Source organism: Proteus sp. fly-1067 (assembly GCF_040139345.1).
In the GTDB taxonomy this organism is placed as follows: Bacteria; Pseudomonadota; Gammaproteobacteria; order Enterobacterales; family Enterobacteriaceae; genus Proteus; species Proteus vulgaris_B.
The window spans coordinates 72,259-98,091 of sequence record NZ_JBEEUL010000011.1 but is presented as its reverse complement, the minus strand read 5'-3'; the positions used below and the strand labels follow the sequence as shown (position 1 = coordinate 98,091).

Here is a 25,833-nt window from a genome sequence, read left to right as displayed (position 1 = left end):
ATAATAAATTAAAATATTATTATTTAAAGTAATCAATTCTATCAATTTACATATGTGTGATTCGATAAAAAATAGATATTTCAATTAGTTAGTGTCTCTTGATCTAGCGTGTACTAGTTAATTATAAATTAATAAATAATAATTGAATTTTTTATAAGATAACCATTCTAACTAATTAGCTATTTGTAAGGTGATTTTTCTATTTTAATGAGGAATGTATGAGCGTCAATTTTGTAGAAAGATATAAATGGTTTCTACTTTTTATTTTTATATTATTAACTTATTTCATTCCTTTAGAAACGCGGCTATTGTGGCAACCAGATGAAATCCGTTATGCCGAAATTAGCAGAGAAATGCTGACATCGGGTAATTGGTCAGTGCCTTATTTACTCGATATTCGCTATTTTGAAAAACCGGTTTTGGGGTATTGGCTAAACAGTATTGCACAATGGTTATTTGGGGGCGGTCATTTCTCCGTTCGCATTGTTGTTGTCACCTCAACGCTATTAACTGGCCTATTTGTTTATCGAGCTGCTTTGTTAGTTTGGCATAATCAAGCTCTGGCTTTTAATGCATTAGTGGTATTTTTATCCTCTTTTCTTGTGTTGTCTATTGGCACTTATAATATCCTTGATCCTATAGTGACCATGTTTGTTACTGTGGCAATGTATTATTTTTTAAGTGGATTATTGGTAACAGATAAAAAATCAAAAATTTATGCTTCTTTTTTAGTTGGTATTTTTTGTGGTTTAGGTTTTTTAACCAAAGGATTTATTGCTGTTGTTCTACCCACATTAGTCTTTATGGTTACAGCAATTAGCTTATCTCGTTTGAAGGAAGTCCTTTGTTATGCGCCAATAGCATTTATCGCTATGTTTATTATTGCGGGTCCATGGGTAATTTCAGTTGCACTTCAAGCCCCAGATTATTGGCATTACTTTTTTTGGATCGAACATGTGCAACGTTTTATCGCAAAAGGATCAGCAAGATCACAACCCACGTGGTTTTACTTGCCTATTATTATTCTGGGTATTTTACCTTGGCTGGGATTTCTATTTGGCACGCTTAAATCTGCGCTTTTTTTGAAAAAGGGCACTCTCTATTTTTCATTTTGGCTATTTCTTTTCTTTGCATTTTTTTCGGCCTCTAGTGGCAAGCTATTAACTTATATGTTGCCTTGTTTTGTTCCATTATCGATTTTGATTGCGAGTTACATGGAAGAATTGAAAAATAATCCAAATGAGAAAATTTATACTATCAACGCAATAATAAATACAGCCTTTGGGATAACCGGTGTTTCTATTATTGTTTATTCTCTTTATTCATCTCGATTTAGACTATATGAAGTAGATGAACAATATAAAGCGATGCTGGCGATAGGGGGATTTTTTATATGGAGTATGATGGGAATTGCTTCATTTTTTAAACCCACACGTTTGTTAACTTTATTTTGTTCTGTTGGATTAAGTCTTACTATTGGATATGCGATCCCACATAAAATTGAAAGTAAAAATACTCCTGAAAAAGCAATTAATCATTATTATAGTGAGCTAGCAAATAAGCCTTATATTTTAGCTGATGAAGTTGGTATTGGTACGTCACTAGCATGGGGATTGAAACGTACAGATATTCGTTTAACTGAGACGAGAGGAGAGCTTGCCTACGGCTTAGCATATCCTGATGTGCAAAATAAATATTATAACCTTAAGCAACTAGTTAACTTAATTGAAAAGAATAACTATCAAGGTATTGCTATTGTTTTGATCAGACCTGAGCGCAAAGACATATTATCCGTTATAAGCCAATTAAAGATAAAACCTATTGTAGAAAAACAGGGTGATCTAACATTTGTTTTCTTTAATTAACTGATTTTAAAGTCTATTTATATATTATAAATGAGGTCGAAAATGTTATTCAAGTTTTTGTATGGTTTAGATTTGATTTTTTGTGTCGTTTTTATGTGATCTAAGTTAAAAAATAGATTTTGTTGAGAAATTTATTTTGCTCTTTTCCCTTTTAATGATAGGTTTAGAATGTGTCCATTAAATCGGAGTTAGCTAAGCAATATATGACAAGTCACTTTACTTTATCAGAACCCCCGCCCAAACAAAATGTACTTATGAATGGGGGTAATTTATGCTGATTTTCCTAGTTGAATGTTTTATCGGTCTAGCATCAATTGCTCTTACTCACCGTGTATTAACGTTGTACGGTACTAAAAAGAAGTGATGATACCCGCTAGCTAAAGTAAGTAATCAAAAATTACTTAAATTAAAAGCCCTAGATCGATATACGATCTAGGACTTTTATATTTACATTAGTATTTCTTATTGAAAATATTTAATTACACTATTGAAAATAATTTTCAATTAATTTTATTTTCTCAATATCTAATGTATTAGTATATTGATGTAATAATGTCCAAGCTTGAATATAATCATATTTAGCTTTAATTAAATCTTGTTGAGCACGATACAATAATTCTTCAGCATTAAGAACATCCACCATGGTTCGTTGCCCACCAATATAACTTTTTTGAGTTGCATCTAATTGTAACTTAGCAGAGGAAACAGACTGTTCATATGCATTTAGTTTTATATTACTGGTCGTGCAAATTTGATATTGATAACGTAACTCTTGTGTAATTTGTTGAATAATAGCATCCCTTTCAAAAGCACTCATCTGATACATCGCAGTAGATTGACGCATTGATGCTGTCGTTTTTCCACCATTAAATAAAGGTAAGCTGACATAAAAACCAATATTAGCAGATTGATATTTCTGATTTACCGTATTATTGCTATCAGAATCACTATTAGAATAAGAAGCATAGAGTTGTACGGTTGGAAAAAATTCACCTCTATTTTTTTCTACTTCTTGTTTCGCTATTGCCATTTCATAGCGTGCAGTTTGAATATTGAGGTTATTTTGCATTACTTCCATTTCCCATTCTTCATAATTATTGGGAGTAATAGGCTGTAATATAAACTTTTGACTATTTAATTTTGCAATATGCTCATCATAAGGAAGTGGATTACCAATCATTGAACTTAATTTATTTTTAGCATTATCTAATTCAAGCTGGATATCCGTATATTGAGATTGAGTTAAATATAATCGAGTTTGGATCTCTGAAATATCTGTTTTTGTTCCTTCTCCTAACTCAAATAAGCGTTGGCTAGAAGTAAGCTGTTTTTTATAAATCTCTTGCTGAGAAAGATTTAATAATAATTTATCTTGGGCATAGGCTAATTCAATATAATGTTCAACCAATCTAATCACTAGTTCAGAGAATTTCACTTGATAACGACTATCTGATAGTAACGTTTGTATAACTGATGATTTGTAGTCACTAAAAGCAGTGTAATCAAATAGAGGTTGACTAATAATCGCACTGACAGAGTGGCTTTGGTAATTTTGATATTCTGTTCTTTGTATTTCTCCTTGGCTAGTATTAATCGGATAAACTTTACGTTGCCAATTTCGCGGATTATTTTGGTAATTGACATGAACACTAGGAAGTAACTGGGATAATCCAATATTTTCATACTCTTTGCCTGCAATTTGTTCTTTTATTGCAGCATTAAAAGTAGGATCATTTTTTACAGCCAAAAAATAGAGATCAGATAATGTGATAGCAAAAGTATGAAAACTGAACATCCATATCAATATAATAATAGAAAGTTTTTTTATTAGCATAATTATTCTTCCGTTAAAGAAGTATGAACTCTATCTAATACAGGCTTAAAGAGATAATTGAGTAATGAACGATCGCCTGTATTAATAAACACATCAACGGGCATACCAGCCTTTAATATATTTTTATTATTAGCAAGAAGTGCATTATCTTTTACATTAATAAATACTTGATAATAGGGTTCTGTTGTTCTGTCATCAATAAGTCTGTCTGCTGAAATTAAAGTAACTTCACCCGGAATTTTAGGTGTCGTATTTTGATTAAAAGCACTGAACATTAAATCAACAGGAAGGCCGGGAGTTACTTTATCAATTAAATGAGGAGCTAAACGAGCCTCAATAATTAATTGATGATCCTGAGGAACAACTTCCATTAATGTTTGTCCTGTTCTAACAACACCACCTTGTGTAAAAACAGACAAATCCATTACTGTTCCTGAAATAGGGGCTGTAATTTTCATTTTAGCCAGCTTATCCATCTCAATAATAAGTTGCTTTTCAGTTTCACTTATTTGTAATTGAATTTGATTAAGTTCAGTACGTGCTGACTGATAAAAGTTAGCATTACGTTGTAATATTTTCTGTTCATACTCTAGTTTTTGTTTTTCTAAAGTACTTATTTGCCCTAAGGTATCATTAAGATGATTGTTATTTTCAGCGAGCTCACGCTCAACCTCTTGATAACGATGACGAGGAATATAGCCTTCAGTAGCAAGAGTACGTAAATCTTTTATTTGATTCTGTAAACTATTAATTTGATTTTGTTTGTTTAGTATTGATCTTTTTAGATGAATTAAACGATTAGAAATACCATCAATAATGGCGTTATAGCCATTTATTTCACTATGCAATTCAATATATTTTTCATTAAGTAATCTATTTTGTAGTTGCAAGAGTTTATTTAGGCTCTTTGAAGATGAATAGTATTTTTCGGTAGGGTCTAAAATAAACTCTGTTTTTTCATTGAGTTGAGCATAAAGACGTTGTTGAGTAATAAGTAAATTATCATATTGATCTGATAGGGATTTTACTAAGGCTTTGGATTGTATGGGACTTAATTGAATAAGTGTTTGGCCTTCAGTTACACTATCTCCATTCTTCACTAAAATATCAGTGATAATACCTTCTACGGATGCTTGAACACTTTTTTTATTGCCTGAAATTGAAACATTACCTGTGGCGGAGACCCCTTTATCTAAAGGTGCAAATGCAGCCCAAAAAATAAAGATCACCAAGCCTAAAAGAATAACAGACCATCCTATTATTAAGAATTTTTTAGGATCATCGGAAATATTTTTAACTATATTGATTTCATTTTTCTCTGTGATCATCATTATTTTCTCAATATTAAGAATTACTTTGAGTAATCGGTGTATTTGATGGTGTTGGGGTGTTCTTTATTATTGATGAGTTATTTAATTCAGCAATAACGGCGGTTGTAGATCCAAATAATTTAGTGTGACCATCGAAAAGAACTAAAAGCTTATTCGTCACTGAGAGCAATTGTTTTTGATGAGTGATTAATATAACGGTCTTTTTATTTTGTTTGAGAGTTTGAATTGCCTGTATTAACGCTTTAATACCCAAATCATCTAAATTAGAATTTGGCTCATCTAAAACAACCAGTGTAGGGTTACCATACAATGCGCGCGCTAACGCAATTCGTTGTCGTTGTCCCCCTGATAATCCTTCTCCATGCGCACCAATAACGGTTTCATACCCATTAGGAAAACGTAAAATCATTTCATGAACATTTGCCATCATTGCAGCTTGAGTCACTTTTTGAGGATCTATTTCGGAAAAACGAGCAATATTTTCGGCAATTGTCCCTGGGAAAAGGGCGATTTCTTGGGGAAGGTATCCAATATATTGACCAACTTCGCTTTTATTCCATTGATATATATCTGCATTATCAAGGCGAATTGAACCTGTTTTAACTTCCCATATTCCAACAATAAATTTAGCTAAAGAGGATTTACCTGAAGCACTAGGGCCAATAATACCAAGCACATCACCTGGGCTGAGTGAAAAATGAATATTATTTAATAGTGTATGTTCTGTTTGAGGGTATTGAGCCTGATTAATATTGACCGTTAATTCACCTTTAGGGGCAGGTAGTGCCATTTTTTTATTTTCTTCAGGATAAGCTTTTAATAGTGTGGCTAACCTTTTATAGGCTTCTTTACTACTATCCCAGTTTTTCCATACACCTATAACTTGTTCAATCGGTGCTAAAGCACGACCTAATAATATTGATCCTGCAATCATCATTCCTGGGCTAATTGTATTGTCTATTGCAAGCCAGCCACCTAATCCTAGCATTAAGGATTGCAATGCCATGCGAGTGACTTTCGTTATTGCATTAACTCCTGCAGCATTATCACTTGCTTGAGTTTGTGCTTGTAGATATTTAAAGTGGGTAATTTGCCATTGAGTTCGCAAATAATTTAACATGCCCATTGCTTCAATGGGTTGTGGATGTTCGAAATGATGGCCCTGTATGACTTGTGCTTGATTAGCAAATTCATTGGCTTTTTTTAATGATGTTCTAGACAAATATTCATTAAGAATAGCTAATGAAAATAAAATGAGTGCACCACATAATGCAAATAATCCTAACCAAGGATTAAATAAAGCAATAACAAGAAGGTAAATAGGAAACCAAGGTAAATCAAAAAAGGCAAAAATAGCATGACTTGTAATAAATTGACGAATTGTCACTAAATCATTAAAAGCTAAAGAAGAATTAATACCCGGTATTTTATTTAATCTAGCTTGATATGAAGCGGTATAAATGCGCGAATTAAGTGATAAATCAAGCTTATTGCTCATTCTAATTACAATGATACTTCTTAAATATTCTAGTCCACCCATAAAAATAAAGAGAGCTAACATAATAAGTGTTAGCATCAATAGTGTCATTTCATTACCAGAAGGTAATACACGATCATAAACTTGCAACATATAGATTGAAGGAACTAGCATTAAAATATTTATTAGTGCTGTAAATATTCCAATGGAAAGAAATACTTTTTTTCTCTCTTTTATAATACTGGTTATTTCATTGTTGTGTTTGTTTTCTGGCATAATGTTATTCCTGATTTTATTCTTATCTATTTGTTTATATTTGTGATTTTTTATCTATATGCATGATAATTTATATTTATTTTTTTAAAAAAATATAAAAATAACTCCATGTAAGTAAAAAGAGGGCAGGAGAATACTATTTCTCCTACCCAATAAATCACGACTTAAACAATAAAATCAGTTTCGTAATTAACAAATCCTACGATATCAATTTTGAAATCAGCACTAGAGTCATAACCATAAGCATTAATAGCGAGTTCACTTGAGTTTGTTGATTGATCATACTTAATGGTTGCCTCACCTGAACGACCTGTAAAATTATCAACAAAATTAAGGAATTTATGACTGAAGGTATTTTCGATTAACTCCGATAGGTCAATCTTATCAATGCCTGATTTGAAATCCATTATCTTGTCTGCTGCTGAGACTAGAGAGTCGGAGATTTCTTTATAGACAAAGGTGTTGCTACCTGTACCACCCCATAATGTATCTTGGCCACCGCCACCATACAGTATGTCGTTACCGCCGCCACCGATGAGAATATTATCAGCATCATTTCCATAGATAATATCATTACCAGAGCCACCAATTGCATTTTCTATTGTAACGCCTTGGGCAATAGATATGTTTTTCTGTAGTCCGCCAACATCAGAGAAATGACCCTCACGTAAATCAATTACTTGATCTTGATAATATCCTGAGAAGTCAAATGTATCGTTACCACCACTGTCCCAAACAGAGAATATTAATTTATCATTACTGCTTGTTGCAGTGTAATAATCAATACCTGTATTTGAGTTGAAGCCGTAAACATCATCACCTGTTCTGGTTGTTGTATTTGCACCGTAGAGGTATTGCATTGCTGAAATATCATGAAGTAAAGGAGCACCAGCATAAGCACCTTGGAAGTGTGCACCAGTTTCATATTCATCCCAATAGCTCATAACGGTATATTGGCGACTATCTTCAGCATAATCAGATTTTAAATATCCAGGCACATTTTGACCTGCATTATAATCACCAGGATGCATTAAACCAAGAGCATGACCAATTTCATGGATGATTGTTAAGCGACCATAATTACCTAATTCAGGCGTTGTATTACCCGCATAATAATAATCACTAAACCAGGCTTGTCCTGAAATATCACGCCCATAATAATCAGGGGTATTTGGTAATGTTGCATAAGCTTGGAATTTACCGTAAGGATCAGTAATATTTCCAAAAGTAATATCTGATTTTACATTCGGTGCTACTTCTGTAAATTTAATATTTGCAATATCAGACCATGCATCTAAAGATTGTCTTGCATGATCCTTTTGTGCTGAATTAAACCCATAGGGATTTTTATCACCAAAGTCATTAAATTTTTTACCCGCCCAAGTTGGGAATGAATACGTTACTTCTGCCGCTTGTCCAATAACATATTTCCCATTCCATGTGGAATCTTCACGCGCGATATGTTTTCCTGCGGTATCATAATCAAAAGAAGGTAGAGTCTTAGCTGAGAAATTATAAAAAATTCCACTCTTATCTAATAAATCAGAAACATTAGATAATCCTACTGCTTTTTTTAATAAAGAAGAACCCATAATATCCTCCGGATATCAAGTTTAGGTTAAGTTTATTTTCATATTGAAAATAGTTTTATTATCTGGCGAATGCCAGCGATAATAAAGATAGCTATTTATTGATATTAATCTAGAGGGGGAAAATATGTTTTTAAATAATTGTGAAGTGAGGTGTGTTTTAAGTCAGAATAATTTAATTAAGTAAATACAATTGTAGTTATATTACCTTTCGAGATTTTTATTATCGTTATTATTTATAAAGGTTATTTTAAAAGAATAATCTTTTTTATATATGACTAATGGGGTCGTTTTTATATGTGTTTTATTAAGGTGTTAGAGTTTATTAATAGGGTGATAAATCAAATTACTTGATGATGGAAATTATCATCAAGTAATTTATAATAATAAGAGATTAATATTTGCTAATTATAAAAATAGAGCATCATGATTAAATTCACCAACCAAATTGATTATTAAATGATTTTGTGAAAATTCATTATCTGAATTTATTTTTAATGTTGTAACGTTTTTTTCTTTATCATAATTGATATTGGCTTCATTTTTACTTAGCCACTGATTGTTTGAAAAAGTGAGTGCTGTATTAATTTTTATACCATTTTCAATCTGATAAAATGTAAGTTTATCAATATTAGGTTTGAAATCAGTAATCAAATTGATCTCATTATTATCGCCTAAATGGAAAGCAAATATGTCTTTACCATCACCACCATTTAATTGATTATAACCTTTACCAGCATCTAAATAATCATCACCATTTCCACCATAGAGGTGATCATTACCTTCACCGGAAATTAAAATGTCATTTCCCTCATCACCCCATAAAATGTTATTTCCTTCATCGTCCCAAAGATAGTCATTACCTAATCCGCCCATTAATTGATCATTTCCTTGACCACCACATAGAAGATCATTGCCTAAATGACCTAAAAGAATATCATTACCCGCTTCGCCGTAAAGTTTATCATCACCTTGACCACCATAAAGGGAATCATTACCATCACGACCATATAACGTATCATTTCCGTCTTTTCCAAGAAGGCAATTATTAATATCATTTCCTGTCATGATGTCGTCCTGGCTTCCGCCTATCGCATTTTCAATAACGGTGTCATAAGCAATAGAAAGATTACCTTTTAATCCTCCAACATCAGAAAATGCTCCTTCATTAAGATCTATTTTTTGATCAACATGATATTTTGATAAATCGAGCCAATCATTTCCACCGGCATCCCAAATACATGCAACAATTTTATCTTCTGCCGAATTTAAGCTATACGCTGTTCTTTCAGTATTTGAATTAAATCCATAAATAGTATTACCAATCCGAGTTGTAGTATTTTTTCCATAAAGGGTTTGAATAGCACAAATATCCATAATTTGAGGTGTCATAGGATTAATGCCATGATAATACGCATCTTGTGTAGGAGTACGATATGCCATTACTGAATATTGTGTGCTATTTTCTTTGTAATCGGTCTTATCTACATTGTTAAATGTATGATGCAAACCTAGCGCATGTCCTATTTCATGCCGATAAGCATGCTCTTTAAATGTTCCTTTTTCTGGTGCTTGCCCTTGATTATTATTATGAACATTTAAATTTTTACTTTCATATAAAATAAAATGAGTATCTGTTTCATGAAAATAGTAATTAATATTATCAGATTTTGATTTAAATAAATTTACTTTTATTTTTTGACTTGATGTTATTGATGATTTTTCAATAACATCAGCCTGTTTCACTTCAAATAAATTAATCCATACTTGACCGCTATAATTATAATCACTTACTTTTTCTATTTTATTTTTATAAAAGGCATTTTTTTCTGGGTATGTTGCAAATCCTGCAACAGAAGGTGAGGTATAATTAAATCCTTCATGTACATTATTATATAAACCAAATTTGATGTTTGTATCTTTATTTGGGGTGTGTTCTACAAATTTTATATTTGCAACATCTTCCCATTGTTGCAATATTTCTTTAGCTAATTGTTTCTGTGATTCATTGAATGTTGTTATTGTTTTATATTTATTTTCTCTTAAATCACTCCATAAAGGGAAACTATATGATACTTCGGTATAACCTTTTTCTGGTATATAGTTGTTCCATTTAGAGGTGTTTTTATTTCCTAACATTATATTATAAACAGCATTAAATCCATTTGATTTGCTTACCATATATTTACCTTTAATTAATACTATATTTATATAAAAAGAAGTTGTATTTTATTGTAGGCTAATTAAATAACTTTCAAAAAATTAACAATTAAATAATTAATTTATAGTTTTATCTTGTAAGTGATTTTTATTAAATATGATTTGAATAGATTCATATTTTTTAGGGAGGTTATGCTGTTATAAATTAAAGAGATATTTATAAAAACGGTAATAAATATAGAATAATTTATTACCGTTATATATTTATTACTTGCTCGTCATGGTTTTATATCTGAGTGTTCTTTTTTTTCTTTGAAAGCAATCACAAAGATAATCGCTAGAATTAATGTATATGAAGCAAAAATTAGCCAAATAGATTGCCAATCTTTTATTCCATCAATTGTAAAATGATCTACAACCATGCCACTTAAAATGGAACCCGCGTATGCACCAACACCATTAACCATAGTCATAAATAACCCTTGAGCACTGGCTCTTATTTCAGGTTTTACTTCATTTTCAATATAAATAGAGCCTGAGATATTGAAAAAATCAAATGCACAACCATAAACAATCATTGAAAGCATTAGCAATACGAAACCCCAAGGAGAGGGATCACCATAAGCAAATAATCCGAAACGTAAAGTCCATGCAATCATACTAATTAACATGACTTTTTTAATGCCAAAACGTTTTAGAAAGAAGGGAATTGCTAAGATAAAGGCGACTTCAGCCATTTATGATACTGATAATAAAATTGATGGATACTGAACAATTAAACTATCGGAAAATTCAGGGTTTTTAGCAAAATCATGAATAAAAGGACTACCAAATGTATTAGTAATTTGAAGCACTGCACCTAATAGCATGGCAAATAAAAAGAAGACAGCCATTATAGGTTTTTTAAATAAAACAAAAGCGTCTAATCCTAAGCGAGAGGCCCAAGACGTTGATTGTTTATGCTGGGCTGTTGGTATTTTAGGTAAACAAAACGAATAGAGTGCCAAACAAAGTGAAGCGACTGATGCAATATATAGTTGAGTGTTACTGAGTTCTAATTTGAGTAAGCTAACACACCACATAGCGATAATAAAACCTATCGTGCCAAAAACACGAATAGGGGGAAAATTAGCAACAGAATCTAGTTTGTATTTATTTAAGCAGAAATAGCCAATTGAGTTTGAAAGTGCAATTGTTGGCATAAAAGCTAATGCATTAATGAACATAACCCAAAACATGATGGTAGGATCGGTCACTGATGCCGCAAAAAACAAAGCAATAGCACAAATCACATGACAGATAATATATAAACGATTAGCGGGAATAAATTTATCTGCAATTATTCCGAGTAAACCAGGCATAATGAGGGCGGCAATACCTTTTGAGCCATAAACTAACCCAACTTCAACCCCAGTGAAATGTAATGTTTGCATCATGTATGCACCTAGGGTGATTAACCAACTTCCCCAGATAAAATATTGCATAAACATCATGCCTTTAAGCTGTATTTTTATTCCCATAACAATCTCCACTGTTGGGGATAGGATTAGAGTGGAATATAGGCAGCTATCTATACTCCACTTTTTCTTTAATTGATAAAAAGTTATAAACGTGCGATCACTTCACTAATAAGTTTTAAGAAGGTAGATTTTACGCGCTCTGCGGTTTCAATCACTTCATCATGGCTAAGTGGTTGTTCTAAAATTCCACAAGCCATATTGGTTAAACATGAAATACCTATAGTGTTGATGCCGGAATGGCGAGCAATAAGTGCTTCTGGTACCGTTGACATGCCAACGGCATCAGCACCCAATGTTCTTATCATGCGAATTTCAGCCGGTGTTTCATATGTTGGGCCAGTCCACCATGCATAGACACCTTGGCGTAAAGTGATATCTTGTTCTTTGGCAATATCAATAACAATTTGGCGCATTGCTTTGTTATAAACTTCACTCACATCTAGAAAACGAACACCTAATTCAGGGTTATTAGGTCCAATTAGGGGGTTATTTGCTGTCAGATTAATGTGATCCGTAATTAACATTAGATCACCAGGATTAAAATCTGTATTTACAGCGCCACATGCGTTAGTGATAATCAATTTTTCTACACCCAGAGCTTTCATAACACGCACTGGAAAAGTCACTTCATCAAGAGATACACCTTCGTAGTAATGAAAGCGGCCTTTCATTGCAACTACCGTTTTTCCCGCGATTTTACCAATCACTAATTCATTAGCATGCCCTACAGCACCAGATGCTGCGAAGTGTGGAATAGTGTGATAAGGGATGTGTACAGCATCTTCTAAAGTATCGGCAAAAGGACCTAAACCTGATCCTAAAATGATCCCAATAGTTGGTTTTTCAGATGTTTTAGATTGAACAAATTCTTTCGCTTTATTAATTTCAGAAATCTGGTGCATGACACTCTCCTGTGTAAATCATCATTACGTTTTAAATTATGTTTGAGAGTACTTTGCCTGATATGCAGAAATGAACAACTTTCTTTTTCTCATTTTGAGATTAAGATCATGTTGTTTGTTTTGACTAAGGAACTATTACTTTTTTTACAGTAAGATAGCGGTATTCCTCTTTGACTAGCGAAATAATTTAATAAAGGAAATAGCTATGCTATTGAAAAATTTAAAAGAACTTCAATCTTCTAAGACATCAAAAGCATTAAAACTGAAAAGCCTTTATAAATTAATCGCAGAAAATGGCCCGATAAAAACAGAAACGTTGACTGAGTTAGCACAAATGAAGCCAGCGACTTGTGCCCGATTACTTGACGAATTAAATGCTCTTGGATTAATTACAACTGCAGAATTAGGTGAGTCAACCGGTGGACGAAAACCTATTTTGTATAATATAAATGCAGAAGGGGTGTTTTTAATCGGTATTGAGTTAAGCAAGGTCTATTCAACTATTGTCTTAATGGACCTAAAGCTAAATATGTTAGATAAAATTAAAATCTCACCTGAACCTTATTTATCTGCCTCTGAAATGACAGAAAAACTATTGCCTAAAATTGATGCTTTATTATTAAAAAATAAAATTAATTATGAAAAGGTGCTGGGATTAGGGATCTCTATTGAGCATGTTGTTGAACATCAATTAGTGTCTAAATCTCTTGATGAAGAATTTCGTGAGTTAGAAATATTATTGCGTAAAAAAATTCCTACTTACGTAACGGTAGGGAGTGGAGTACATTTTGCTGCATTAGCTGAGTTTCGTTTATATTACCGCCAAAAAACACAACGGTTTTTATTTACATCTTGTGATACTGAAGTCAGAGGTTGTGCAATTATTGCTAACCAGTTTTTAACTGATACATCAGTAACTATGAATTGTTTTGGCCATATGACAATTGATGTAAAAGGACCTTTGTGTGAATGTGGCTCTTACGGTTGTTTAAATACACTCTGTTCTTTAGATGCTATAAAAAATAATGTTATTCATCAAATAAGGCGAGGAAAAACCTCTTTATTAACATCGCTTGTTAGTACTGATAATGAAATTAGTTATCATACTATTTTTCAGGCAATTGAAATGCGTGATCCTTTGTGTATTGATGCATTAGAAGAAGCTGCTTATTACTATGGATTGGCTATTGCAAACTCAATCTTAATGCTACAGCCTGATATTGTTGTGTGTGGCGGTACATTAATTCCTAAATATACATTTTTTGATACCGTAAAAAAAACGATTGAAGCTAAACTCGCACTTTTCCCAAATATAAAAACAGAAGTTTATCCCGCAAATCATGCTTATGAAATCGTATCTCAAGGTGCAGGAGCAATGGTATTGGAACATTTGGTTAATTAATAAATGAAAAAGGCGCTGTAATATCAATTACAACGCCTTTTAGTTTTTTATTGTTGTTTATTTTTACTGCTTTAACCCTGGTGAGGTTACCTGCTAGGAGACAGGTTTATTGATATAGACTAACTTTTTACTGCAAACTTCTTTTATTTACCTCATTGTGAGGAAGGTGATTCTTTTTATTTTGGGTTTAATTTAAACTATCTCAACTAACATCCTATTATAGTGACGTTACTTTACCCTGGTACTTTGTGCATTTGGGAGCCAATTATAAATATGCCTTACATACCTAGAGAAAAAATAGATTATCAATCCATTGGCTATCGACTACGAGCTTACCGTATAGCCTCTTCATTAAAAGCTGAAGATGTTGCAGAAAGCTTAGGTATCTCTCGTGCCGCCGTATATCGATTAGAAAAAGGCGAAATTGTTAAGATTGAAACTCTCGATAATCTTGCTAGATTATTAAATACTTCATTAACGAGTTTATTAGGTATTAATACCGAATATTACTCAAGTGCGAATGGTTTTTTCGAACGAATGCGCCAACTTGAGACTCAATCTTCACATATTTATACTCACTTCGAACCTTTTTCTTATTTATTAACTTCAGATTGTTATGACAAAACATTGGTTGAAATGCTAACAGAAGCATCACCTTTAAATCTTTTATCTGAAAAACAACAAGAAGTTTTATCTATTTTAAAAGAGCGTAAGAAACATCAATCCCTACATTCACCTCATATTTATAACCTTATTAGCCAACAACAAATCGAGAAATTTCTTTATGTTGGTATGCTAGGTTCAGTTAATTTAACGAAAACATTGCAACAAGAAAGAAAACAGCGAGCAAAAAGCGAAATTCTTCATTTAATTGAAAAGCTAGAGCAAAAGAATAATTATCTTAATATTGCAATTATTTCAGATACTATGCCATCTCTCACTTTCCAATTATTTTATCAAGACAAAGTGCCTCTTTCTTTAGCTGTTAGCCCGTTCCGTTTAGGTGAGTTTCCTAATGTCAGTACGGGCATTGCCACTGTAACTTCTTCAACTGAGGCGATATTTCAATATCAATCTCTCTTTGATAAATTATGGTTAAAAGCGACCAAAGGGGATGATGCAATTAACCTTTTAAAACAAATAGTCAGTCATTATTGATTTGCTAATGTGCCTAATGTTTCTGCTAATAAATCTGCAGCGACAGCAATATCACTAAACTCGGTAAATTCATCAGGATGATGACTAATACCAGCAACTGAAGGTGTAAAGATCATCGCAGTTGGATAGAGTGACGCCATATTCATAGAGTCGTGGCCTGCACCACTTAACATGGTCATATAGTCGATATTGTGTTTTTGGCATAAGCTTTCAATAACTTGGCAAATTGAATCATCTAATTTGACTGGCGATTCAGCAGAAATTGGTTGAACATCAATAGCAACACCAAAATCTTTTTCTGCTTTTTCAACACTGTTATTTAAACGTTGTACAACCCGCTGAATACTTTCAGTATCAATACCACGAATATCAACAGAGAATTTAACTTGCCCAGGAATGACGTTCATGGAATTCGGAACAACGTTGAGTTTACCCACCGTACCTACAGTGCCATAAACGGCTTCAGTACATGCTGCTCGGTTGATATCGGTAATAATCCCCGCACTTGCCACTAACGCATCTTGACGCTGATACATTGGAGTTGCACCAGAGTGATCTGCATGGCCATTAACAGTGACTGAAAAACGTGTCGGTGCTGCAATACCATTAACAATACCAATGGTTTTCTTGTCATTTTCAAGGCGTTTACCTTGTTCAATATGAAGCTCAACAAATGCACTATAACGATCTTTTTTAACTAAACAACTATCCAAATTATCGTGCTGATAACCTAATGATTTCAAAACTTCAAAGAAGTTATTGCCATTATCATCTTTATTTTGCTCCCAACGAGTTCTATCTATTTTTCCTGTTAAGACCTTACTGCCAATACATGAAAAACCAAAACGGCTAGATTCTTCTGCACGAAAAACAACAAGTTCAAGATCACGTTTAAGCTGTTGTGGTTTATATTGCATTAAAGCATAAAAGCCAGCAATTACACCCAAAGCACCATCATATGCTCCACCTTGAGGTACAGTATCAAGGTGAGAGCCCGTTCCTACTGCGGGTAATGAGCGATCTTTACCCGGTAAACGGGCATATAGTGTTCCAATGCCATCACGATAGACTTCAAGGCCAGCTTCTTTCATTAAACCTGCAATATACAAATGTGCGGCTTCATCTTCTTCACCATAGGCAATACGTGTGATCCCTTTGCCACTGTTGTCTTTTTTATAAATCTGCATTGTTTCAATTAATGTTTTCATATCATCAATTGAATAGTGGGTCGCTGTATCTTGTTGAGTCATAAGAGAATTCTCCCGTGGTTTCTGTAATATCTCTCTGTCTAAAAAATGAGACAATTTAAGGATTAAAAAAGCCATCTTCAAAGATGGTCACTGTTTTTATAATCATTACCTATTATATTTACTGCTGAAGTTATATTTCGTCAATGACAATTCAGGTGAATTTCATATTCTGTGAGATAGGTATTAATTAAAAAGAGATATATATATGGAGTATTTCTTAAATGAACTTAAATTGTATGATAAATGTTATAAAACAGATCGCTTTTTTAGGCTAAGTATATTTAAAATTATATTTTTAATTTCAAAATGAAAATAAGAATTATTATTGGTAGTGAATTTATTTTTTTAAGAGTTATTTAAATTGTGATTTATATACTAATAATAAAATATAATTAGAAATACCCCTGAGTTTTTTGTATTAATAATATATTGATTTTTATATTAAATAAAATTTATAACATTTATAACATTATTAGGGGAATGTTGGGTTTTCCGTTAAATATCATAAATAATATGTAAATATAGAAAGTCTTTATATGAAATTATTTTTCTAATTATTAAAATAAATAATGATCTATCTTATATATTTAGATTTATAGTCTATTTATCTTATTGCTTTAGTTAAATGGACTTTTATCTCTCTGCTAAGTAGAAAACTAAATATTCACTATTGATAAGAATTATTAAATATTACACTATAATAGCCGATAATTTGGATGAGATATTACTTAAGTTTTTATTTTAAATAAGGATGTGAAAGAAATGACTGAGTATGAACTAGACTATAGTTATAGCGATGTATATAGAGATACATTAAGAAGAGAATCCAGTTATTTAAGAAAAATAGCAATGAAATTTGCCTATCAATATATTGGTGATTCTTTTGCAAGAATGATGTTCTTAAATGATATAGAACAACTTATTGCTAGAACAGAGTTAGAGGTAAGCAGTTATTGCTTAAGTTTATCAGCAGGGTTAGATAATATCTAAGATGAAATTGAAAGGTTAGAGTTACAGGATAATTTACTAAGAAATCGAAGCGTAATGCAATATGCACTTTTTGAAATAATACGTAAACAAGAAGAAAGTGAGGAAAATAATAAATTAACACTCAAACAAGTAGGTTTTGTCAGCGGAGCAATGCAAATATATGGAGGGGGAGCTTCTTGTGTGGGATCTGTCGGAACATTATGCAGTAGTTTAGGAGTTGGAATGGTATCTCAAGGTGTAAATAGTATGATTGAAAATGGATATTATTTATTATTTAGAGAGGAATATAGCGGACCTGTAAGAAACGGATATAGAGCAACATCTAAAGCTTTAGGTTATGGTGATAATGAAGCGGATATATTTTATAATGTGGTTGATTTAAGTTTATCTGGTGCATCACTACTAAAACCTGTTCTTAAAGAAGATTCATGGAAGTTATTTCATTATATTAAGAGTGATTTTATAACATCATGGCAATCAATGGGGCGATTATCACTTACTTCTGAGTTTTTCTTTGATGGTGTGACCTTCTATTCTACATACGATTTATATAAGGAAAAAAATAAAAGTGAATGATTTTGATGTGTTATCACCTTTTCCATTTGGCTGGTTGGAACTTTTTCTATTCTATCTATCTTCATTTCTATTATTTTATATTCTATATAAATTACAGATTTATCTTCTTAATAAAGAGAGTAGATTTTTAAATTTAATGTATCTTATATTTATTTATATTGTTGGTAGTAGTTGCCTTATTATATTTAAATTTGGTGATAAATTTTTTATTGGTGAATTATTTATAAGATCTGGTAATAAAGATATTATTCGCTATAGCTGTCTCTTTTTTGCACTTTACCTTTGTATATCACTGACATTTGGTAAAAAAAAGTAATTTATCATATTGATATTTTATGAAAGATAGATTTAATTAATGGTGAATCAAGATATTAAATTCACCATTAAATTTTCACTAGTTAACTTAGTTCAGAAATACTATATCCAGATGTTCCTGCCATTATATGGTTACAGGTGATACTTTCATATTGTATAGTGATAATTTCGCTAGGTAATGAATTACTTTGAGTTAAGGTACTTGCATGTATTTGTGAGTAATTGACAATAGAAGCATTGGTTAAAACAACCGTCATATATTTCTCTTGGGCGCCGGTATGAGAAGTTCTATAGTAATCAATTTCACATTTTAAAATTTCGTTATTTGTAATTGCCGTAATTAGTAATGGTGTCGATTTATCAACATGTTTGGTTATAGAAAGAGGGGCATGACTTAAATTTTGTCTTCTTGATATATCAAATGTGGATGCTATAACTAATATTTCATTTAAGTGAGAACTCTGATATTTATTGCCAAGTGAATCGTATGAAGAGCATCCTGCTGAAATATTACCCTGAATATTTCCATTTATTCTTAAATAAATATTATTAGACATTAATTATTTTCCTTTTTATATAATTAAACTTCATGTTTATCTAAAGCTAAATTTACTTTAAAGTTAATCTTATTAGATTAATTTATGTATTTATTATATTTAAAAATAGATAAATTACTATCTATGTATTGTGACAATTTATATGGTGCAATCACCAGAACGTAATCGCTATGTATATCGTATTACCGCTTTTCTAGTTTGGTGCTGTGAGTTGGAGTGGTGTAAATCTTGGATTTGTGACATTTTAAGAGGTTCAAAAGGCATGTGGCTGGTGCTCAAGAAGGCTAGTCAGTGCTATCCGTTCTGATTTCACATTTAAAATAAATCAAATGTCAAAGCCTACTTTTTTGTATAATTCAGGAATGTCAGTAAATAAAGCAAGAGTTTTACTTTCTGAATATAAAGAGGAGTAATTTATTCATCTTTATTTTTAGATAAATTATAGTTATTTTAAAACCGATTAGTATGCTTCCAAAGAGGAATTTTGTAATAACTAAATATATTGTAACTGAAAGTGATAATGATATTAATATTATCAATAGATATGGTAAGTTATTGTCTTTTTGAAAAAAATAGATAATAATAAAATGACTAAGGTTGTGTTTATTACTGATGATACACTTGACTTTATACTAATAAAGTAAGGTGTTGTTCTTGCTTTTTTTAATATTTTCTTTTCTTTTTTATTAAACATTTATTTTATACCATTTTTTGTTTTTACAGATTAATGATAACATAAGATTAATATTTAATACCATAATTGAAGATTGATTTTATTTTATGGTTAATTTAATTATCTTAAGTTAAATTTTTTGAGTGTATTTTTATGATTTTATTTTAAGTAATATAAAATCACTCTAATTAGGGGTTAATATAAATTACGAGAAAATAATTTAACCTACATACTAAGTATTCCTAGTGTTTGCTTTTTAAATATTATCTTGTTATTTTTAGCAACAGCCAATATTTCAGCAATCTGAAAGAAATACTTTCGGGTGATTACAACATTCATTAAATCAACTTTCTTTATTTTCCCCAAAAGAGAATTGCCTATGAAAAAGGAATTAATAGGTCGGACATCCTCACGGCAAAACTATCCTTATCACATAGTGACAAGTAAGATTATTGAAGCATTAGAGAAAGGAATAGAACCTTGGCATAAAGGGCTATCCGTTAATGCAGTAACAGGGCATACTTCAAGACTTGCTAGAAAAGGAAGTAGCTAATTGAGAGTTATTTACAATGAATTCATGCCAGTATTATATCGACATTAGAATACATTGATGAAAGTGTTGATAACTTGCGAGATATATTAGAAGCGGAATTGATGTGATGAAAATAACAGGAGGAGTATCAAGATTTGACAGTGATTAGGAAAGAAAGTAAAAGTTACAAATAAAAAAAACAGCCTTGATTTGAGCAAGACTGTTTAGTTTAAGAGTTTCAACATAAAGTGACAGTGCCAAATTATACTTCTCAACTCTTGATTGCCCTCTCAGTGATTTAACTCACTGACGAACAAATGGAAGATGGTGCCCGAACTCGGAATCGAACCAAGGACACGGGGATTTTCAATCCCCTGCTCTACCGACTGAGCTATTCGGGCAACGGGGCGTATTAAACCCGATATCGCCTTGCTCGTCAACGTTATTTATCACAAAACTGTTTGATTGCTGTTTTTTTAAACTTATTGGTTAATAAAACGCTATTTATCGCGAAGAAAGAGTAAAAACAAAGCTGAACATAGTTTGTAGTAGCTAGAATTGTGGTGACAAAAAATACAATAAGACGGTTTCTTGGTTAGTAACAACAAACAAAGCTTACCCAAATTGATTGAGTAAGCTTTGTTTCTTTAGAGCAAATAATAATTAACGATAGTTGCGTTGAGCCGTACTGACTTTCTCAAGATAACGACGAGATTGGTCGGCAGGGTGCTTATTACGTAACGTGGTATACACTTGCGTAGGCTCTAAGTTGTTAATCATAGCGGCTGCTTGTTTCTTATCGCTATGGAATATACGTAAGACGCTGCCAGCTCCGCCATTGTAAGCCTGTATAACGGCGTAACGGCGGGAAATAGGATCTTTGATATCACCAAGGTAGCTGTTTTGCAGTATTGAAATATAAGCAGCTCCCGCATCGATATTATTAGCAGGATCGAACAAGTAACTGCGGCTTGGTTGCCCTGATTTACCTTGCATGCGAAATACATCTCGTCCTGCCGTTGCTGGCATAATTTGCATTAAACCTAATGCGTCTGAACTACTGACTGCATAAGGGTTAAAACTTGATTCAATTTGCATAATAGCTAGGATAAGCGAAGGTTCAACACCATATTTAGCTGCCGCTTGTTGGACTAATGGTAAGTATTTATGTGCACGTTTATCAAGGTGATTAGGGACTAAATTAATGGTGACATACCAAATTGTATTTATACCAGATTGGCGTTTTTGTAATTTATTGGCAATCAGATAATCAGCAAACTTATTGGCTCGCCATTCCCAGCGTATAGGCTGACCTGTATTATCAAGAACCTGTCCTGATAAAAAAGGTTCTGTACTGTGAGGGATGTTATTGACATCAGAATAGAGGTCTATAGAGCCAGGATCTTCACCCATTAATAATGTAGTGACAATCGCCTTATGTAATTGGAATTGAGGAGCATCACCACCTAGTGTTTCTATCGTGATGGTACCTGCTTCAAAGTTAATATGGCTACGGGTTTTATAAGCATCAGTATATTTTACGTAGTCTTTAGGGCCGGCTATTAAAACTTCCTTCATCCCCCAAATCATTTCGATATTATTGGCAAATTGCCCCATAAGAATATCGAATGCATTGGTGTCCTTTGCGTAATCAGGTTCAAATGTCTTAGAGGGTTGGCTACTACATGAAATGAGTAGTGGGGCGATAATTAGCAAGAGAAGGATTTTTTTCATGGTCAATTGCATCGCTATGGTGAATAAAAGACCAGAGCCTTAAAGGCTCTGGAAAAGTGAATATTATTTTTCAGGTGGGGTGTAGCCGTCAATATGAACATCATGACCTTCAAATAAAAATCGTACCATTTCTTGTTCTAATAGTTTGCGATCTTCTGGATTCATAGTGTTGAGTTTTTTCTCATTGATCAACATCGTCTGTTTTGTCATCCACTGAGTCCATGCTTCTTTTGAGATCTCATTGAAAATGCGCTTTCCAATTTCTCCTGGGTACAACTGAAAATCAAGTCCATCAGCTTCTTTGTTTAGGAAAGTACAAAAAATAGTTCTGCTCATAATACGTCCTCAATATCGCAGGGATTAGCTTAGGCTAATTGTCTAAGTAAATTCTCTACAGGCGCCGCTAACCCAACGGTTGCAGGTGTCTGTAAGTTATACCAAAGTCCTTTTTGCTCCTCCATCATAGAGGTAAACGTCGAGAGTTTTACGCAAATTGGCACAATATCTAAATGAAAGTGGCTAAAAGTATGTCGAAATGAAATCAGTTGTTCTGATTCATTATTTTCTAGTCCATGCTCAGTTAGCCACAGTTCTAAAAGCGTTTTTGTCTCAAACTGAGGAAAGGCAAATAACCCACCCCATATTCCTGCTGGTGGTCTTTTATCCAACCAAACAAGATTATCATATTGTAAAATAAGAAAATAAGTTGTTTTTTCTGGGATAACTTTTTTCGGTTTTTTTCCAGGATAATCCGCCCAATTGTTTTGAGCATAAGCGATACAACCTGTATTTAATGGGCATAGATCACATTTAGGTTTGCTTCTAGTACAAACCATTGCACCTAAATCCATCATTGCCTGATTAAAATACTCAACACCAACAGTTGGGGTGACGTTTTCACTGATTTCCCACAACTTATTTTCAACTTCTTTTTTACCTGGCCAGCCTTCAACGGCATAACAACGAGCTAAAACACGCTTCACATTACCATCAAGGATTGGATAAGGTTTTTTCAATGATAACGATAAAATAGCACCAGCGGTTGAACGGCCAACACCCGGTAAAGCACAAACGTCCTCAAAGGTATCAGGAAAATGCCCTTGATGTTTATCTACAATGTGTTGTGCTGCTTTATGCAAGTTTCGGGCTCTTGCGTAATAACCAAGGCCTGTCCATAAATGAAGCACTTCATCTAATGGTGCTTTAGCTAACGCAACGACATCAGGAAAACGTGAAATAAAACGCTCAAAATAAGGAATAACCGTTGCAACTTGGGTTTGTTGTAACATTACCTCAGATAACCAAACGTGATAAGGCGTTTTTTCTTGCTGCCAAGGGAGCGTTTTACGCCCATATTTATGATACCAATTGAGTACGACTTGCGAAAATTGCAGTGCTTCCATCATGTTTTATTTTATTAACTCATGTTCTGATTAAGGTAAGATTGCACCACAGTGAGAATAAACTGTAAACACTCTTAATATTTATCTTATAGAGTGATGCTTCTATAAGTGACTCTTGCTAAACTTAGGGATCTTTGGATAATGTCGGTTAAGTTTATACCATAGCGACATTATAACGATTTTAAGTAAATAATTGGCCTAACGACTGACAGTATTAGACATGATCAAGAATGTAATTTCTCCGGAATTCAATGAAGAAGGGCGTGCTTTACGGCGCGTTCGTAGTTTTGTTCGTAGACAAGGCCGTTTAACTCCTCGTCAAGAGCAAGCATTAGAAATGCAGTGGCCTGTTTTTGGCATTGAATATCAACCGGAACCCATCGACTTCAGTCAGGTTTTTGGACGCGAAGCACCTGTTATTTTGGAAATTGGCTTCGGAATGGGCGCATCGCTCGTGACTATGGCAAAAAATACGCCAGAAAATAATTATTTCGGTATTGAAGTGCATGCGCCAGGTGTGGGGGCTTGTCTTGCAAGTGCTGAAGAAGAACAAGTAACTAATTTGCGAGTCATGTGTCATGATGCGATTGAAGTACTTAATCACATGATCCCAGATAATAGTTTAAAAATGGTTCAGTTATTCTTTCCTGATCCATGGCACAAAGCGCGCCATAATAAGCGCCGTATTGTTCAAGTGCCTTTTGCAGAATTAATTTTAAAAAAATTAACGTTAGACGGTGTTTTTCATATGGCAACAGATTGGGAACCATATGCAGAACATATGCTTGAAGTGATGACAAGTGTTGAAGGTTATCAGAATTTGTCAGAAACTCAGGATTATGTACCACGACCAGAAACACGCCCAGTGACTAAGTTTGAGAAACGAGGTCATCGTTTAGGGCATGGTGTATGGGATCTTATGTTCAAGAGGGTAAAATAATGGCTAAACAACGTAGTCGCCGTTTACGCAAAAAAATGCGTATCGATGAATTTCAGGAATTAGGTTTTTCAGTTAAATGGACTTTCCCAGAAAATACCCCAATTGAGGAAGTGGATCGCTTTGTTGATGAACTGATCCTCAAAGTCATTGAGCCAAATGGGCTGGCATTTGATGCAAGTGGTTACCTGAGCTGGGAAGGTTTAATCTGCTTACAACAAATTGGTAAATGTACAGAAGAGCATCGCCAATTAGTCGAAAACTTCCTAAAAGAGAATAAAATGCAAGATGTACAGACCTCTGAATTATTTGACGTTTGGTGGGACTGATAGAAAGTTATACATTTAGCAAATAATTACAAGGGCATCCAAAAGGATGCCCTTGTCTGTCTGGGGAAGGGACTGTGACTACAACGTTATCTAACGCATTACTGTCAGATATTTTGCAACAAATTCGCCCATTAATCGGGCAAGGAAAAGTCGCGGATTATATCCCCGCGTTAGCCCAAGTATTGCCGGAACAGCTTGCTATGGCTGTTTATACGGTGGATGGCGAACTCTATCAATCGGGCATGGCAGACAAGCGTTTTTCTATTCAATCCATATCTAAAGTGCTTAGTTTGACACTCGCTTTAACTCGTTATGAAGAAGATGAAATTTGGCAACGTGTAGGAAAAGAGCCTTCAGGTCTGCCTTTTAATTCCTTAATACAGTTAGAGATGGAAAAAGGGATACCTCGGAATCCTTTTATTAATGCGGGTGCTATTGTTATCACTGATATGTTGCAGTCTCGATTAAGTGCACCAAAGCAAAGAATGTTAGAAGTTATTCGCTTTTTAACTGATGCTCCTGATATTTGTTATAACTCAGTAGTGGCTAAATCAGAGATGGAGCATCTTAGTCGAAATGCATCAATTGCTTATCTGATGAAATCTTTTGATAATTTTGAAAATGATGTTATCACGGTGCTGGAAACTTATTTTCACTATTGTTCAATAGAAATGAGTTGTACTGAATTAGTTCGATGTTTTAGCTATTTAGCTAATCAGGGTGTAAGTGTTGGGAATAAAAATCAGATTATTACGCCAAGACAGACCCGACAAATAAATGCGTTAATGTTAACTTGTGGTATGTATGATGGTGCCGGTGAATTTGCATTTCGTATTGGGATACCGGGAAAATCAGGTGTTGGAGGTGGCATTGTTGCTGTCGTTCCAGATGCTTTTACCGTTGCAGTTTGGTCACCAGAGCTGGATAAATCAGGTAACTCATTAGCAGGTTGTGCAGCACTTGAATTATTAGCAAACAAAGTAGGGCGCTCGATTTTTTAGCCATGTTTTCAGGAGAGTTGTT

At 33.2% G+C, this 25,833-nt stretch carries 20 protein-coding genes, 1 tRNA gene and 1 pseudogene; 9 read left to right on the top strand and 13 right to left on the bottom strand.

Annotated features, from left to right (window positions below; translation table 11 throughout):
* Positions 1-218: 218 nt before the first annotated feature.
* Positions 219-1,865, top strand: coding sequence for a lipid IV(A) 4-amino-4-deoxy-L-arabinosyltransferase (arnT, locus tag ABN217_RS14645; RefSeq protein ID WP_349459555.1), 1,647 nt, complete (start codon positions 219-221; stop codon positions 1,863-1,865).
* A 484-nt stretch (positions 1,866-2,349) separates the two neighbouring features.
* Here the strand turns inward: arnT and ABN217_RS14640 are convergent, their stop codons facing one another.
* From ABN217_RS14640 to ABN217_RS14610, 7 genes and pseudogenes are all read right to left on the bottom strand, one after another.
* Entirely contained in the window at positions 2,350-3,699 is a 1,350-nt protein-coding gene (locus tag ABN217_RS14640) for a TolC family outer membrane protein (RefSeq protein ID WP_349459554.1), read from the bottom strand.
* 2 nt (positions 3,700-3,701) lie between these two features.
* On the bottom strand, positions 3,702-5,030 hold the full coding sequence (locus ABN217_RS14635; RefSeq protein WP_349459553.1) for an HlyD family type I secretion periplasmic adaptor subunit: 1,329 nt from the start codon (positions 5,028-5,030) through the stop codon (positions 3,702-3,704).
* A gap of 13 nt (positions 5,031-5,043) precedes the next feature.
* Positions 5,044-6,783: a type I secretion system permease/ATPase gene (locus ABN217_RS14630; RefSeq protein ID WP_197269478.1), complete on the bottom strand. Its 1,740-nt coding sequence runs from the start codon at positions 6,781-6,783 to the stop codon at positions 5,044-5,046.
* Positions 6,784-6,947: 164 nt separating this feature from the next.
* Complete coding sequence (zapA, locus tag ABN217_RS14625) at positions 6,948-8,375, bottom strand: ZapA family metalloprotease (RefSeq protein ID WP_197269477.1); 1,428 nt, start codon at positions 8,373-8,375, stop codon at positions 6,948-6,950.
* A gap of 405 nt (positions 8,376-8,780) precedes the next feature.
* Entirely contained in the window at positions 8,781-10,553 is a 1,773-nt protein-coding gene (locus ABN217_RS14620; RefSeq protein WP_349459552.1) for a M10 family metallopeptidase C-terminal domain-containing protein, read from the bottom strand.
* A 257-nt stretch (positions 10,554-10,810) separates the two neighbouring features.
* Positions 10,811-12,052 (bottom strand): annotated as a pseudogene (locus ABN217_RS14615) (nucleoside permease).
* An 83-nt stretch (positions 12,053-12,135) separates the two neighbouring features.
* Positions 12,136-12,954 (bottom strand): purine-nucleoside phosphorylase, encoded by an 819-nt coding sequence (locus ABN217_RS14610; RefSeq protein ID WP_164526000.1) that lies wholly within the window; start codon positions 12,952-12,954, stop codon positions 12,136-12,138.
* A gap of 205 nt (positions 12,955-13,159) precedes the next feature.
* Between ABN217_RS14610 and ABN217_RS14605 the strand changes: the two genes are divergently transcribed.
* Complete coding sequence (locus tag ABN217_RS14605; RefSeq protein WP_349459551.1) at positions 13,160-14,356, top strand: ROK family protein; 1,197 nt, start codon at positions 13,160-13,162, stop codon at positions 14,354-14,356.
* A gap of 273 nt (positions 14,357-14,629) precedes the next feature.
* Positions 14,630-15,514, top strand: a complete 885-nt coding sequence (locus ABN217_RS14600) for a helix-turn-helix domain-containing protein (RefSeq protein WP_072070687.1) — start codon at positions 14,630-14,632, stop codon at positions 15,512-15,514.
* On the opposite strand, the gene ABN217_RS14595 is transcribed toward ABN217_RS14600, so the two are convergent.
* Positions 15,508-16,764 (bottom strand): M20 family metallo-hydrolase, encoded by a 1,257-nt coding sequence (locus ABN217_RS14595; protein ID WP_349459550.1) that lies wholly within the window; start codon positions 16,762-16,764, stop codon positions 15,508-15,510. The two genes, ABN217_RS14600 and ABN217_RS14595, sit on opposite strands and share 7 nt — an antisense overlap.
* A 762-nt stretch (positions 16,765-17,526) precedes the next feature.
* Here ABN217_RS14595 and ABN217_RS14590 point away from each other — a divergent pair.
* Together ABN217_RS14590 and ABN217_RS14585 are read left to right on the top strand one after the other, a co-directional pair.
* Positions 17,527-17,754, top strand: a complete 228-nt coding sequence (locus tag ABN217_RS14590; protein WP_349459549.1) for a hypothetical protein — start codon at positions 17,527-17,529, stop codon at positions 17,752-17,754.
* Positions 17,755-17,760: 6 nt separating this feature from the next.
* A complete protein-coding gene (locus ABN217_RS14585; protein WP_072071118.1) occupies positions 17,761-18,330 on the top strand; it encodes a DUF4225 domain-containing protein in 570 nt (189 codons plus the stop codon).
* 398 nt (positions 18,331-18,728) lie between these two features.
* Here ABN217_RS14585 and ABN217_RS14580 read toward each other — a convergent pair whose 3' ends face one another.
* Positions 18,729-19,202: an Hcp family type VI secretion system effector gene (locus tag ABN217_RS14580; protein WP_072071115.1), complete on the bottom strand. Its 474-nt coding sequence runs from the start codon at positions 19,200-19,202 to the stop codon at positions 18,729-18,731.
* Between the two features lie 1,052 nt (positions 19,203-20,254).
* Between ABN217_RS14580 and ABN217_RS14575 the strand changes: the two genes are divergently transcribed.
* Complete coding sequence (locus ABN217_RS14575; protein WP_164526001.1) at positions 20,255-20,428, top strand: ArdC family protein; 174 nt, start codon at positions 20,255-20,257, stop codon at positions 20,426-20,428.
* Positions 20,429-20,732: 304 nt separating this feature from the next.
* On the opposite strand, the gene ABN217_RS14565 is transcribed toward ABN217_RS14575, so the two are convergent.
* The 4 genes from ABN217_RS14565 to mutY all read right to left on the bottom strand — a co-directional run bounded on the left by ABN217_RS14565 (position 20,733) and on the right by mutY (position 23,547).
* A tRNA-Phe gene (locus tag ABN217_RS14565) sits at positions 20,733-20,808 on the bottom strand.
* A 262-nt stretch (positions 20,809-21,070) separates the two neighbouring features.
* Positions 21,071-22,141: a membrane-bound lytic murein transglycosylase MltC gene (gene mltC, locus ABN217_RS14560; RefSeq protein WP_115350598.1), complete on the bottom strand. Its 1,071-nt coding sequence runs from the start codon at positions 22,139-22,141 to the stop codon at positions 21,071-21,073.
* A 63-nt stretch (positions 22,142-22,204) separates the two neighbouring features.
* Positions 22,205-22,477 carry an oxidative damage protection protein gene (locus ABN217_RS14555; protein ID WP_072071114.1) on the bottom strand — a complete coding sequence of 91 codons (273 nt, stop codon included), beginning with the start codon at positions 22,475-22,477 and terminating at the stop codon, positions 22,205-22,207.
* A gap of 29 nt (positions 22,478-22,506) precedes the next feature.
* Positions 22,507-23,547, bottom strand: coding sequence for an A/G-specific adenine glycosylase (gene mutY, locus ABN217_RS14550; protein WP_197269473.1), 1,041 nt, complete (start codon positions 23,545-23,547; stop codon positions 22,507-22,509).
* Between the two features lie 217 nt (positions 23,548-23,764).
* Between mutY and trmB the strand changes: the two genes are divergently transcribed.
* The 3 genes from trmB to glsB all read left to right on the top strand — a co-directional run bounded on the left by trmB (position 23,765) and on the right by glsB (position 25,811).
* The gene (trmB, locus tag ABN217_RS14545) at positions 23,765-24,484 is read left to right on the top strand and encodes a tRNA (guanosine(46)-N7)-methyltransferase TrmB (protein WP_072071112.1); all 720 of its coding nucleotides are present in this window, start codon (positions 23,765-23,767) and stop codon (positions 24,482-24,484) included.
* Positions 24,484-24,810, top strand: coding sequence for a YggL family protein (locus ABN217_RS14540; protein WP_006534836.1), 327 nt, complete (start codon positions 24,484-24,486; stop codon positions 24,808-24,810). Before trmB ends, ABN217_RS14540 begins: the two co-directional genes overlap by 1 nt.
* 74 nt (positions 24,811-24,884) lie before the next feature.
* Positions 24,885-25,811 carry a glutaminase B gene (gene glsB, locus ABN217_RS14535; protein ID WP_072071111.1) on the top strand — a complete coding sequence of 309 codons (927 nt, stop codon included), beginning with the start codon at positions 24,885-24,887 and terminating at the stop codon, positions 25,809-25,811.
* Positions 25,812-25,833 lie beyond the last annotated feature (22 nt).

Coding starts and splice junctions, on each gene's coding strand:
- ABN217_RS14575 (WP_164526001.1), top strand. CDS start 20,255: ATGAAAAAGGAATTAATAGGTCGGACATCCTCACGGCAAAACTATCCT.
- ABN217_RS14580 (WP_072071115.1), bottom strand. CDS start 19,202: ATGTCTAATAATATTTATTTAAGAATAAATGGAAATATTCAGGGTAAT.
- ABN217_RS14605 (WP_349459551.1), top strand. CDS start 13,160: ATGCTATTGAAAAATTTAAAAGAACTTCAATCTTCTAAGACATCAAAA.
- ABN217_RS14630 (WP_197269478.1), bottom strand. CDS start 6,783: ATGCCAGAAAACAAACACAACAATGAAATAACCAGTATTATAAAAGAG.
- ABN217_RS14600 (WP_072070687.1), top strand. CDS start 14,630: ATGCCTTACATACCTAGAGAAAAAATAGATTATCAATCCATTGGCTAT.
- ABN217_RS14590 (WP_349459549.1), top strand. CDS start 17,527: ATGACTGAGTATGAACTAGACTATAGTTATAGCGATGTATATAGAGAT.
- ABN217_RS14555 (WP_072071114.1), bottom strand. CDS start 22,477: ATGAGCAGAACTATTTTTTGTACTTTCCTAAACAAAGAAGCTGATGGA.
- trmB (WP_072071112.1), top strand. CDS start 23,765: ATGATCAAGAATGTAATTTCTCCGGAATTCAATGAAGAAGGGCGTGCT.
- ABN217_RS14610 (WP_164526000.1), bottom strand. CDS start 12,954: ATGCACCAGATTTCTGAAATTAATAAAGCGAAAGAATTTGTTCAATCT.
- arnT (WP_349459555.1), top strand. CDS start 219: ATGAGCGTCAATTTTGTAGAAAGATATAAATGGTTTCTACTTTTTATT.
- ABN217_RS14595 (WP_349459550.1), bottom strand. CDS start 16,764: ATGACTCAACAAGATACAGCGACCCACTATTCAATTGATGATATGAAA.
- mltC (WP_115350598.1), bottom strand. CDS start 22,141: ATGAAAAAAATCCTTCTCTTGCTAATTATCGCCCCACTACTCATTTCA.
- zapA (WP_197269477.1), bottom strand. CDS start 8,375: ATGGGTTCTTCTTTATTAAAAAAAGCAGTAGGATTATCTAATGTTTCT.
- mutY (WP_197269473.1), bottom strand. CDS start 23,547: ATGATGGAAGCACTGCAATTTTCGCAAGTCGTACTCAATTGGTATCAT.
- ABN217_RS14640 (WP_349459554.1), bottom strand. CDS start 3,699: ATGCTAATAAAAAAACTTTCTATTATTATATTGATATGGATGTTCAGT.
- ABN217_RS14635 (WP_349459553.1), bottom strand. CDS start 5,030: ATGATGATCACAGAGAAAAATGAAATCAATATAGTTAAAAATATTTCC.
- ABN217_RS14620 (WP_349459552.1), bottom strand. CDS start 10,553: ATGGTAAGCAAATCAAATGGATTTAATGCTGTTTATAATATAATGTTA.
- ABN217_RS14540 (WP_006534836.1), top strand. CDS start 24,484: ATGGCTAAACAACGTAGTCGCCGTTTACGCAAAAAAATGCGTATCGAT.